We start from the raw sequence: 13,600 nt of genomic DNA on the forward strand, positions 1-13,600 counted from the left end.
AAAATATAATCAAAAATGAAACACACCAAAATTATCGATCTACTTACTGGAAAGGCACTCTTGCATGAAGTAAAAGCAAAAGGCTGGGTAAAGACATTTAGAAACAACCAATTTATTGCTTTAAATGATGGATCGACAATCAATAACATACAATGTGTTGTTGACTTAGATAAGTTTCCTGCTGAATTACTTAAAAAAATTCACACAGGAGCAGCTATTTCTGTAAGAGGTACCTTAACTGAAAGTAGAGGAGCTGGACAAAATGTAGAAATCCAAGTTGAAAACTTAAAAGTTTATGGTGAATCCAATCCAGAAGAGTATCCAATTCAACCGAAAAAACACTCTTTAGAGTTTTTACGCGAGAATGCACACTTGCGAATTAGAACAAACATTTTTGGTGCAATTATGCGTGTGAGAAGTACGCTTTCTTTTGCGGTACACAAATATTTCCAAGAAAACGGTTTCTTCTACTTTAACGCGCCTATTATTACAGGTTCAGATGCCGAAGGAGCTGGAGAAATGTTTAAAGTAACTAATTTCAATTTAAATAAACTGCCGAAAAACGAAGAAGGTACTGTTGATTTCACTGAAGATTTCTTTGGTAAAGCGACCAACTTAACTGTTTCTGGACAATTGGAAGCAGAAACTTATGCTATGGCATTGGGTTCTGTTTATACCTTTGGCCCAACATTTCGTGCAGAAAACTCAAACACATCGCGTCACTTAGCTGAATTTTGGATGATCGAACCAGAAGTTGCGTTCAACAAATTAGCAGACAACATGGATTTAGCAGAAGATTTCATTAAATACGTTATCAATTACACGCTAGAGAAATGTCAAGATGATTTACTTTTCTTAGAACAGCGTTTACAAGAAGAAGAAAAAAACAAACCACAAGCGGAACGCAGTGAGTTATCCTTACTGGACAAATTGCGTTTTGTTACGGAAAACAATTTTAAACGCGTAAGCTATACAGAAGCAGTTGATATTTTAAAAGCTTCTAAACCAAATAAAAATAAGAAATTCAACTATATCATCGAAGAATGGGGTGCTGATTTACAAAGTGAGCACGAGCGTTATTTAGTAGAGAAACACTTTAAATGTCCGGTAATCTTATTTGATTATCCTGCAGATATTAAGGCCTTCTACATGCGTATGAATGAAGATGGAAAAACAGTTCGCGCAATGGACATCTTATTCCCTGGAATTGGAGAAATTGTAGGAGGATCTGAACGAGAAGAACGCTATGACGTTTTATTAGATAAAATCGAGAAGATGGGCATCGACAAAGAAGAACTTTGGTGGTACCTAGATACGCGTAAATTTGGTACAGCTCCACACAGTGGATTTGGTCTAGGATTTGAGCGTTTAGTTCTATTCGTTACAGGGATGACAAACATCAGAGATGTAATCCCATTTCCTAGAACTCCGCAAAATGCGTCATTCTAATTTTTAAGAAAAAGAAACCCTTCAAATGTTTACTTTTATCGTATTTTTTCTGTAATTTGGGATGAATACCGATTAAAAGTAAACATTTTTATTTCGTCAATTTTATTTAGCATGCTAAAACAAAGTTTACAACTTAAATTATCGCAGAAATTATCTCCTCAACAAATCCAGTTGATGAAGCTAATTCAATTGCCTACTTTAGCCTTTGAACAAAGGTTGAAAGAAGAGCTAATTGAAAATCCTGCCCTGGAAACAGGAAAGGAAGAAACTGGAGATGACTTTGATAATCTAGATAATGATTTTGAAGACTTTGACAGCGAACACATTGACACCGAAGACATCAATATTGATGACTACCTCAGCGATGATGAGATTCCAGATTACAAGTTGCAAGCCAACAACTACAGCTCAGAAGACGATGACTATGAGGCCCCTATTATTGCGACAGAATCTTTTCATCAAAATTTAATCAATCAGTTAAATACTTTCATCCTTTCAGAAGACGATCGCGCTATTGCTGAGTTCTTAGTGGGAAGTATGGATGAAATGGGATATATCCGTCGAGATATACAAGATATTGTAGATGATTTGGCCTTCACACAAGGCATTTATACAGACACAAAGACTGTTGAAAACATCTTGAATATTGTACATGAACTTGAACCTATCGGTGTAGGAGCACGTGATTTACAGGAGTGTTTACTATTACAATTAAAACACAAAACACCCACCGATGCCATTACTGTAGCCAAAGATATCATTGAAAATCAATTCGATGCCTTTACAAAAAAGCATTACGACAAACTTCTTTCGCGCTATAATATTACCAAAGATCAATTGCGAAAAGCCATTGACGAAATTGAACGACTCAATCCAAAACCTGGGGGAGCCTACACAGGATCGAATCGTTTTATTGAGCAAGTTATCCCAGATTTTACCATCAAAATTGTCGATGGAGAAATTGAATTGACCCTGAATAATAGAAATGCACCTGAATTACATATTTCTCGTGATTACCAAGAAATGTTACAAACCTACAAAGATTCTTCACAGGCGAGTGCTTCTCAAAAAGATGCCGTTCAATTCATCAAACAAAAACTTGATGGAGCTAAGTGGTTCATTGATGCAATCAAACAACGTCATGAGACTCTTTATGTAACCATGAGTGCTATTATACATTATCAACAACAGTATTTTTTAACTGGAGATGAAACCAAGTTAAAACCAATGATTCTAAAAGATATTGCAGATTTAGTTGGCTTGGATATCTCTACCATTTCACGTGTAGCTAATAGCAAATATGTAGAAACTCCTTATGGTACGAAATTAATCAAACACTTCTTTTCAGAAGCCATGATGAATGATCAAGGAGAAGAGGTTTCTACCATCGAAATTAAGAAAATATTGGAAACGATTATTTCAGAGGAAGATACTAGAAAACCTTATCCCGATGAAAAGATAGCCGAATTACTAAAAGAAAAAGGATATCCCATTGCCCGAAGAACGGTTGCTAAATACAGAGAACAACTGGATATTCCAGTAGCGCGAATGCGCAAGAGAATTTAAATCATCTGCATACAAAATCCTTTGCTTACATTAAGGTAGGTCATTATGAAAAAATCAGCCCAAATTATTTCCTATCTTTTTCATCCGATTCTAGTACCTTTACAAACGGTTGGGTTGTATTTCCTAATGCAATACAACTACTTTACACCACTGGAGCTATCAATCATTCTCAGTCAAGTGGCTATTGTTACCTTTTTTATTCCCATTTCCATCTACTATTTAATGCGTTCCTTGCGCATTCTACAATCGAGTGTGATGGTCCATGAAACAAAAGAACGCATCTTTCCTTTTGCCATTAATATTATACTGCTTTATACGCTAAAATCCTTGGTTTTGTACAACAACAGTGCGTATGAGTTGAAAATTTACTTTTGGGGACTTATTGGCACTTATTCTCTTTTATTGATTGGAGCCTTAATTAAGCAGAAGTTTAGCGTACACACCGCTTTATTAACCGCTGGATTGATTTTCTTTACTCTATTGCTCTTTCATCAAGGAATTCCATCTTTGATTCTGCTCATTGCCTGTATTTTAATTACAGGGATAACTGCTAGTGCTCGCTTGTATTTACGCGCGCATACGTCGTATGAAGTTCTTGTTGGAGGATTGATTGGAATAATTCCTCAGATTTTATGTTGGATACTTTTAACCCAATAAAAAAAGAGCTAAAAGCTCTTATAAAATATAAAAAATAACACCTACCTTAAACAGGCGAAGCCCTTCGGTATCCCCTTTAATCGGAGTATCTTTATAGATTGTATTTAAACCGTAATAGGCGTAAAAATTCCACGTATTAAATCCTGCCCCTACATACATACCCAACAGCCATTTGTTGATATTTTCATCTCCACGTATCGTTGTTGAATAAGTATCTGTTGCCGTTTTTAGTCGATTACCTAATACGTAACTCGCTTTGAATCCTACATAGGTGCGCCAAAATTTATGACTCTCTGGCGTAGAGCTTCTCCATCTCAATTCGATGGGTAAATCTAACATATGCAGCGAAAGGCTATTGCTCTTATAACTTTCCAACGTGGTATAACTCCCATCTTCTGCCAACCCAAAGTTATTGCGCAAATTTTGATACGAAAATCCAACACCTGGAGCAATCGCTAGTGTACGACTTTTATTAATTGGAAAATCGCGCAAAAACCCTATGTCAACCCCCAAAGAAACTGAGTTTCCTGTAAACCCAGCGGGTTTTCCCTGCATCAACGTATGAGATAATCCAAAGTAAAATTGATCCTCTCTATACTTGTAATCGAGCGCTACACTATCCTTTTTACTAGATAATTCATCCACTCCCTCAATTTCTTGTCCAAAAGAAAAAGAGGAGATCAAACAACACAGCACTAGCAAAAAGACGTTCTTCATAACACGAAGGTATAAAATTAAAATAAATAGACTAGCCCTACCCCTAGTGTTTGTTTAAACTGAACTTTAGGTCCTTCTATTATTTGTACTCCTCCGCGCTCTACCTTATTTTTAACGTCGTCATCGTAAATCAGGTTAATCCCCACATTGGCACGTACAAAATCATTGACTTTCATGTCGAGTTTTAAGTCCCACATCACATCAATATTACCAAATTGATTGATATAATCGCTATACAGCGTCAATTTAGTATCAATAAATATATTCGTAAACACTTCTTTTCTCCATTCCGTACTCAACAACAGACCGATTTCTGATTTTGAACGTTTTCCGTGTTTGAGTATATTTCCTTCATCGTCTTTAACCGCTGAATCAACACCAAAAGCACCTTGATCAGCTAATCGTTGATCATTAACAAAGGTTCCTTTATAAGTTAAAGGTGAAATATAATACTTAATTCCCGTTTTTGAATCCATATATTCTCCTCCGACCCCGACAAATAGATAAGCAGGCGCTAACCATCTTGATACAGGATCATCTGTATTCGGGTAATTGAATCCATCGGTAAACTGCGTTTTAAAATTCAGTTTCGATACATAGTACCAATCCGATGCAGCCGACGATTTGTATCCAAAAGTAGAATTGAGCTCTAAAACGTCATCGGTTTTGCGCAACTCGCGATCAGACTGTTTATTTACCCCATAGCGCACATTTAAGGTATTATCCCATATTAAACGCCCTTTGATATACTTTCTGCTAAAATCTCCTTTTAGCAGGCCTGAAATAGAGTTATCTCCACCTGCACTCCAATTGACAAAAGCAATTTGATTAAAATCCAACCCTACTCGATTCTTCTTTTCCCAATACCCAATAATTTCATTATTCACTGGAATAGCAGACAATTGAATCTGCGGATTAAATTTAGTCTTTATTTGAGTGTATTTGGGTTTGCTACGCTCCACAAAAACCTCTGGTTTAAAAAAGGCTAAATCCTCTCTAGTCCCAATATTCATATAGCTCATCAGCAAATCTTCTTCTGCGTAATTCTTACGTGGCAAAAAATTCATTAAGGGATTGAAGGGATTCTCTTGTACTTTTACTGTATCTTGAGCCACTTGTGCTTGAGGTTGAGTAGGCATAGCAACGGGTTGTCCTTCTTGAGCCAACGCACCCATGCTAGATATACTTACTACAGAAGAAAAAAAAGCAATCTTTCCTAACTTATTCAAAACTTTCACGAATTAATTTAACAATTGAATCTAAATCTATTCCACACATTTGTTGTTGTTCTCTTACGGTTGCATGTTCGATGAATTCATCTGGAACCCCCAAATTTTCAACCGGAATTCCGGGATAATGTTGTGCTACAAATTGTGCAATCGCACTTCCAAACCCTCCTTTTATCACTCCATCTTCGATGGTAACAAGGCGTTGATGTGTTTGACAAATGCGGTGTAATTCTTCCTCATTTAATGGTTTTACAAACAAGAAGTGATAATGCGACCAAGCATCCGTCTCACATTTGGCAAAGGCCTCTATCACATTATTGCCAATAACTCCCGTAGAAATTAACGCAAATTTATTGCCTTTTCTTAATTTTCTAGTTATTGATACGTTAACTTTTTCAAATTCTTCTCGCCAATTGGATACTTTTACTCCTTTTCCTCTAGGATAGCGAATGACCCAAGGGGTATCAATCCCCAGTTGGGCAGTATAGAGTAAATTGCGCAGCTCTACTTCGTCTAAAGGAGCGGCAATAATCATATTGGGAATACAATTTAAATAAGCCAAATCAAAAACACCTTGATGCGTAGCGCCATCCTCTCCTACTAATCCGGCTCGATCTAAACAAAAAACAACAGGCAGTTTTTGCAAAGCCACATCGTGAATCAACTGATCATAGGCGCGTTGTAAAAAGGTAGAATAGATCGCACAATAGGGTATTAACCCTTGTGTTGCCATACCTGCCGCTAAAGTAACCGCATGCTGTTCTGCAATTCCAACATCTAAAGCTCGTTCAGGGAAAGCCTCCATCATATACTTCATTGAACTGCCCGTAGGCATTGCTGGGGTAATCCCAACAATCAAGGGATTTTGTTGCGCCAACTCTACTAAGGTATGACCAAAAACATCCTGAAATTTAGCTGGATATTCTTTTTCTTCTTTGACGATTAGCTCCCCTGTAGCACTGTCAAACTTTCCTGGTGCATGGTATTTTACCTGATCTTCTTCTGCTTGTTTCAGTCCTTTTCCCTTGGTTGTAATTACATGCAAGAACTTAGGGCCTTTCTGTTTTTTTAACTTGGTTAATTCCTTGATTAACTGCTTTAAATCATGACCATCTACAGGGCCCCGATAATCAAAATGCAAGGACTTAATCATATTATTTCGCTTGTGGTTTTTCCCTTCCTTGACTGCCGTTAAGTAGTCTTTCAGTGCGCCCACGCTGGGATCAATCCCAATAGCGTTGTCGTTTAAAATTACCAACATGTTGGCATCACTAACCCCTGCGTGGTTTAATCCTTCAAAAGCCATCCCAGCGGCAATAGAAGCATCGCCAATCACAGCGATATGTTGCTTGTCGTATTCTCCTTTAAGTTTGGAGGCAATTGCCATTCCCAAAACAGCGGAAATTGAGGTTGATGAATGGCCAACACCAAAAGCATCGTATTCACTTTCAAAGCGATTGGGAAAGCCGCTGATTCCACCTTTTTGTCGATTCGTGTGAAAAACAGCTTGTCGTCCCGTGAGTAGTTTATGTCCATAGGCTTGATGTCCTACATCCCAAACCAATAAATCATTCGGTGTATCAAAAACATAATGCAGGGCTATTGTCAATTCAACAACACCCAAGCTTGCCCCCAAATGTCCTTCTTTGGTGGCTACAATATCAATGATAAATCGTCGAACTTCAGCTGCTAAGTCTTCCAACTGCGCCAAGCTCATTTGTCTGATGTCCGAAGGATCTTTGATTTGCTCTAATAACATACAACTATTTCTTCTCTTTTATTGAAAGAACAAAATTACAACTTTGTTTTTGGTTTTTTGACTTTTGTGAAATTGCTTTTTTGTTTGTCGTTTTTTGTGAGGTGAAGAAATGCTCGATGAAAAATAATATCTCCTTTTTCTTGAAAATTTACCCTTTTCCTCTCTCCTCTATCCTCTCTCCAATATCCTTCCCCAGAACTAGTGATTTTTTTAACAGAATCAAACAGAGAAAACCTTTTTCACTTAACTTTGCGTTAAACAAAAAAGATCATGGATATTTTTACTGATGACTATTTTATGCGCATTGCCTTGAGTGAAGCTCAATTTGCCTTTGAAAAAGGAGAAATTCCCGTTGGTGCCATTGTTGTTTCTGACAATAAGATTATCGCTAAATGCCATAATCTAACCGAATTACTTCACGATGTTACAGCCCATGCGGAACTACAAGCTGTTTCATCTGCTGCAAATTATTTAGATGCTAAATATCTGAAATCATGCACTTTATTCGTAACTTTAGAACCCTGTCAGATGTGTGCAGGCGCACTCTATTGGAGTCAGATTTCACGCGTAGTATGGGGGGCAAGCGATGAAAAAAGAGGTTTTCAGACTATGGGTGGGCAACTTCATCCAAAAACTGCTGTAACTTCTGGTGTTCTAGCGGAGGAATGTGCAACACTCATGCGTTCATTTTTTGAAAAAAGAAGATAAAACTATAAAAAAGCTATGAAGAACAAAATTGTACTAACTGTAGTGTGTCTGCTCTTAGCCTTCCTACAGGCTTGTAAAAAAGACGCTACTCAGGACTTTCCTCTATCGGATCCCAAAGATTTTAGCGAATATATCACTGCGTTTACCACGGGGATGATTTCCTCTAAAACGCCAATTGATATCGCCTTAACTAAAAATTGGGGAGAATGGAAAGATCAACAAGAAGTAGATGCTAAATTCTTTACCATTTCACCTGCTGTAAAAGGTAAATTACATTATTTAGCCAATCAAACTTTGCGTTTTGAACCTGCAGAACGCCTAAAACAGGATCAGAAGTACTACATCACGTTTCACTTGGGAAAACTGACAACGGTAGAACCCGATCAACAGGCATTTTCATTTCTAGTTCACACCGTACCTCAGCAATTTACCGCTGAATTTACCGATTTACAATCGACGGATAAGGATACTTACATCCTCAATGGAGTCCTTAAATCAAGTGATTGGATTAGTACAGCAAACATCAAAAAAATAGCAATAGCGCAACAAGGAAAACAGTCTCTAGAACTTTCTTTCCAAACCAATGACGCTCAAGAAGCAAAGGAATTTCCCTTTAGCATTCGCGGCATTAAGCGCCAAAAAGAAAGCAGTGAGTTGACCTTAACCTTAGATGCGAAAGCCGTCCAATTGGAACAAAAAACAACGTTAAACTTTGATGTCCCAGCGAAAGATGTATTCCAAGTTCATCAAGTGCTCACTACAATTGGCGATAATCACGCTTTTGCGATTAACTTTTCCAACCCCATCAAGAAGAACCAAAACTTAGAGGGATTAATCCGTTTACAAGGTTTAGAGTTACCGCTCACTTTCTTGGTTGAAGGGAATCTCATCAAAGTATATAGCGAAAAAGCTTTGCCTGAAGAAGTAACCTTAAATGTTCAAGAGGGTATCAGTGACAGTTACGGCACTAAATTAAGCAATATTTATACTGAAACCATCACGTTTGCCATTCCGAAGCCAGAGGTACAATTGTTGCAAAATGGTACAATACTTCCTTCATCTGAAAATTTAAAGATTAATTTTAAAGCTACTTCTTTAAAAGCCGTAGATGTCAAAGTATATAAAGTATTCCAAAACAATATTTTACAATTCTTACAATCCAACAATTTAGACGGTTCATATTCCCTCTATACCGTTGCAGCACCTATTGCTAAAACAACGATTGAATTGACCAATCCCGATCCAAAAGCATTAATGCGTTGGAACGCTTATGCCTTGGATCTATCTACATTAATCAAACCAGATCCAGGAGCCATTTACCACGTAAAATTCTCTTTTAAGAAAGCGTATGCAATCAACTGTTCAACAGAGGAGACTGAAGAAATTGAAGTAGAAGAAGAAGAATTATCTCCTGAGGATGATGAATACGAATATTACTATCGCTATTACCCATGGGAAGAAAAAGAAGACCCTTGTTCAGATGCTTATTACTATTACATGCAAATGCCTTCAACGAATGTATTGGCGAGTGATTTAGCACTCATTGTAAAAGGAGGAAGTGACAATGTTTATACTGCTGTTGTAACGAATATTCTAACGACTGCACCTGTGAATGGAGCTACGGTAGAATTCTACAGCTATCAACAACAACTATTGGCTTCTGCCAAAACAGATAATGACGGAATTGCCAAAGTAAACTTAGGCAAAAACAAAGCGTATTTTGCCCTTGCTAAACAAGACAACAATACAACGTATATTAAAATTGACCAAGCGAATGCCTTATCAGTGAGCAACTACGATGTAGATGGCACAACACTACAAAAAGGGATGAATGGTTATATGTATACTGAACGCGGGGTTTGGCGTCCGGGAGATGACATCCACATTGGTTTCATCTTGGACGACATGGCCAATCCCTTACCTGAAAATCACCCAATTAAATTGACGCTATCGGATCCATTTGGAAAAGTAACGGAACAAATGGTGCAGAAGAAGAATGCAGCCAATCACTATGCATTCAGAATCAAAACGGATACCGAAGCACCAACAGGAAATTGGGAAGCGGTTATTCAAGTCGGTGGAGCTAAATTTTACAAACGCATCAAAGTAGAGACTATTAAGCCCAATCGTCTTAAAATAAAAAATAATGCAGAAGGAAAAGTCATCACTTCAGATTACTACAACAAACAAGTAGATTACAACGTAGAATGGCTGCAAGGAAGCACAGCTAAAAATTTAAGAGCGGAAGTACAAATCAAACTTCTTCCAGAACAAACCACGTTTAAAACCTATCCAAACTATCGTTTCAACAATAGTTTATCTTCTTATGCAACAGAAGATATCAATGTTTATTCGGGAAGAACAAGTGAAAGCGGAAGTTTTTCATTTGCTTTAAATTTAAAAAACACGGTTGAGAACTCAGCCATGCTAAAAGCGATACTAACGACAAAAGTATATGAAAACGGCGGAGATGTTTCTACGGATGTCTCTACATTGACCTATTCTCCCTATGCAAGTTACGTTGGAATAAAAGCGCCTGAGGCGAATAAATACGGCTATTACGAAACAGACAAACCATTGGTTTTCTCCATTGTTTCGGTGGATAGTGATGGAAAAGCCGTAGGCCAAAATGTACGCGTGGATGTCTACCGAAAAAAAGGATACTGGTGGTGGAGTTCGAATGAATCAGGAGTTTCGAACTACAATGCGTCAGATTATTACAGCTTATACCGTTCAGATGAAATTAACACATCATCAAAAGGGGGTACGAAATACGAGTTAAAAATCCCCGAACAAGATTGGGGTAATTATGAAGTCGTATTGACCAATTTAAACAGTGGACATATTGCCTCTCACCAAGTGTATGTAGATTGGCCTTATTGGTCCGCGAAAACCAAGCACAAAGAAGGGAAAGACGCCATCGCCTTATCTATTGCAACGGACAAAAAAGAATATACCGTTGATGAAAAAATAAAACTATCGTTTCCTTCAAGTGAAGGAGGTAGAGCCTTAGTTTCAGTAGAGAGCGGTAGTAGTGTTTTATCTACGCATTGGGTACAGACCAAACAAGGAGAAACGACCTTTGAATTGCCTGCAACAGCGGCCATGGCTCCAAATGCGTATATCAACATTACCCTTATCCAGCCTCATGCTTATACGATCAACAATGCTCCTATTCGCTTATATGGTATTGCACCAATTAGTGTGTACAACAAAAAAACGAAGTTGGAGCCTGAAATTATCATGCCGGATAAATTGCGTCCAGAAGACAAATTCACCCTCAAAGTGAAAGAAAAAAATGGACACAAAATGACCTATACCGTAGCGATTGTTGAAGATGGTCTGTTAGATTTAACGCGTTTCAAAACGCCAACACCTTGGCAAAATTTCTATAGCAAATCGGCTTTAGGAGTTCGTACATGGGACGTTTTTGATTATATTATCGGTGCTTATGGCGGAACCATCAACCAAGTATTTAGCATTGGTGGAGATGAAGATTTAGGTGCAGGTCAAGTGAAAAAAGCAAATCGCTTTAAACCTGTTGTTATTTTCTCTGGCCCTCATACCTTAGAAAAAGGAAAAACCGCCTCACATGAAATCAAATTACCAAAATACATCGGTTCGGTTCGAACCATGATTGTGGCTTCAAATACAGAAAATAGAGCGTATGGAAACACAGACAAAACGGTAAAAGTGAATAATCCGTTGATGATTTTAGGATCCTTACCAAGGAGAGCCGTTCCTGGAGAGAAAATCACCCTACCTGTAACCGTATTTGCAATGGAAAATCACGTTAAAAACGTACAGATTTCCGTTAAAACAGATGATAAATTCAAAATCAGTGGAGCATCAAATCAGCAACTAACCTTTAGTGAACCTGATGAGAAAATCGCTTATTTCGAATTAGAAGTAGCAAACAAAACAGGTATTTCCAAAATTGAAATTGAAGCAACTTCAGGTAAAGAAAAAGCGACGTATAGCATCGAGTTGGATGTACTCAATCCAAATCCTGTAACCACGCGTACGCAAATCGTGAGCATTGATCCACAAAGTGAAGAAAACTTAGATTGGAATCCCTTTGGAATTGGAGGAAGCAACAAAGCGACTTTAGAGCTTTCTACTTTCCCGAATATCAATTTGACTTCGCGTTTGAACTACTTGATTACCTTCCCTCATGGATGTACAGAACAAATCACTTCAGGTGTTTTTCCACAGTTGTATTTAGCAGATTTAATCACCTTAGATGACAGCAAAAAACAAAGCATTCAACGCAATGTAAATGAAGGAATTCAGCGTTTGGCTCAACGTCAATTCTCCGATGGTGGATTTGCATATTGGCCCGGCAATAGTTATGCGGATGATTGGGCGACTTCTTATGTAGGTCACTTCTATCTTGAAGCAGAGAAAAAGGGATATGCCCTACCTGTGAATAGCAAATCCAATTGGATTTCCTACCAACAAAAAATGGCTAGACAATGGAAGTCAAATACGCGTTACAATACCGATTTCGCACAAGCGTATCGTTTATACACCCTAGCATTAGCTGGTCAACCCGATATCGCTTCTATGAACCGATTGAGAGAAACGCAGGGCATCTCAACCAATACTAAATTCCGTTTGGCAGCGGCATATGCTTTAGCGGGACAAAAAGAAGCGGCTCAGAAATTAATCGCCAATCTATCATTGGATGAGATTGCGGGCTATTCATACTATGGTTCTTACGAAAGAAACTTAGCCATGGTTTTAGAAACGATGATTCACAGCAAGGGCAATAAGATTAAAACACATGAGTATGCCATTGAACTGGCAAATAAACTAGGTTCATCTCAATGGATGAGTACTCAAACAACTGCTTACGCCTTAAATGCAATTGCAAGCTATGTCAATATACACAAACCAAGTGATGGAATTAATACACTATACACGTATAATGGACAAGCTGCTACGGTAAACACAACCAAAGCGATGGTTCACGCAGAATTGAAAAACATCAAATCAAGCAATACCTTGGCCGTACAAAACAAGAGCAATGCTGTAGTATATGCGCGTTTAACTTCAAGTGGTATTTTACCTGTTGGACAAGAACAAGCGGATCAAAGTAACTTGGCGATTAAGACAACGTATCGCGCTACCAATGGCTTGGCGATTAACCCGACAAGCATTCAACAAGGAACGGAGTTCATCTGTGATATAACCATTTCCAATACGAGCAACCGCAGTATTGAAAACGTCGCTTTAACGCATATTGTGCCCTCGGGATGGGAGATTGTCAATTTGCGTTATACAGATGCAGGTGGAACAGAAAATCAGGTGGATTATACCGATATCCGCGATGATCGTTCACTCTTCTACTTTACCTTAAATGCCAATAGCACAAAAACGCTGAAAGTAACCTTGAATGCGTCGTATTTAGGAAATTACTACCTACCAGGAGTACAAGCCAATGCGATGTATGACAATGCCTACCGTTGTCGAACAATCGGACAATGGGTAGAAGTAATTAAATAGTGAAACA

At 38.1% G+C, this 13,600-nt stretch carries 8 protein-coding genes; 5 read left to right on the plus strand and 3 right to left on the minus strand.

Going from position 1 to position 13,600, the window contains the following annotated elements; translation table 11 throughout:
* The first annotated feature begins 15 nt into the window (after positions 1-15).
* The 3 genes from asnS (at position 16) to FBR08_RS04080 (ending at position 3,672) form a co-directional block, all read left to right on the plus strand.
* On the plus strand, positions 16-1,449 hold the full coding sequence (asnS, locus tag FBR08_RS04070) for an asparagine--tRNA ligase (RefSeq protein WP_158961536.1): 1,434 nt from the start codon (positions 16-18) through the stop codon (positions 1,447-1,449).
* 111 nt (positions 1,450-1,560) lie between these two features.
* On the plus strand, positions 1,561-3,015 hold the full coding sequence (rpoN, locus tag FBR08_RS04075) for an RNA polymerase factor sigma-54 (protein ID WP_158961537.1): 1,455 nt from the start codon (positions 1,561-1,563) through the stop codon (positions 3,013-3,015).
* A gap of 45 nt (positions 3,016-3,060) precedes the next feature.
* Positions 3,061-3,672 (plus strand): hypothetical protein, encoded by a 612-nt coding sequence (locus FBR08_RS04080; RefSeq protein ID WP_158961538.1) that lies wholly within the window; start codon positions 3,061-3,063, stop codon positions 3,670-3,672.
* 18 nt (positions 3,673-3,690) lie between these two features.
* Here the strand turns inward: FBR08_RS04080 and FBR08_RS04085 are convergent, their stop codons facing one another.
* From FBR08_RS04085 to FBR08_RS04095, 3 genes are read right to left on the minus strand one after another with little or no spacing between them, the layout of a single operon-like run.
* Positions 3,691-4,389 carry a porin family protein gene (locus tag FBR08_RS04085; RefSeq protein WP_158961539.1) on the minus strand — a complete coding sequence of 233 codons (699 nt, stop codon included), beginning with the start codon at positions 4,387-4,389 and terminating at the stop codon, positions 3,691-3,693.
* A gap of 17 nt (positions 4,390-4,406) precedes the next feature.
* Entirely contained in the window at positions 4,407-5,618 is a 1,212-nt protein-coding gene (locus tag FBR08_RS04090; RefSeq protein WP_158961540.1) for a DUF3078 domain-containing protein, read from the minus strand.
* Positions 5,611-7,377 (minus strand): 1-deoxy-D-xylulose-5-phosphate synthase, encoded by a 1,767-nt coding sequence (locus FBR08_RS04095; protein WP_158961541.1) that lies wholly within the window; start codon positions 7,375-7,377, stop codon positions 5,611-5,613. Before FBR08_RS04095 ends, FBR08_RS04090 begins: the two co-directional genes overlap by 8 nt.
* Positions 7,378-7,647: 270 nt before the next feature.
* Here FBR08_RS04095 and FBR08_RS04100 point away from each other — a divergent pair, with 270 nt between their 5' ends.
* Together FBR08_RS04100 and FBR08_RS04105 are read left to right on the plus strand one after the other, a co-directional pair.
* The gene (locus FBR08_RS04100) at positions 7,648-8,085 is read left to right on the plus strand and encodes a nucleoside deaminase (RefSeq protein ID WP_158961542.1); all 438 of its coding nucleotides are present in this window, start codon (positions 7,648-7,650) and stop codon (positions 8,083-8,085) included.
* Between the two features lie 15 nt (positions 8,086-8,100).
* Positions 8,101-13,593, plus strand: a complete 5,493-nt coding sequence (locus tag FBR08_RS04105) for an alpha-2-macroglobulin family protein (RefSeq protein ID WP_158961543.1) — start codon at positions 8,101-8,103, stop codon at positions 13,591-13,593.
* Positions 13,594-13,600 lie beyond the last annotated feature (7 nt).

It is taken from the genome of Myroides fluvii (assembly GCF_009792295.1).
GTDB classification, from domain to species: domain Bacteria; phylum Bacteroidota; class Bacteroidia; order Flavobacteriales; family Flavobacteriaceae; genus Flavobacterium; species Flavobacterium fluvii_A.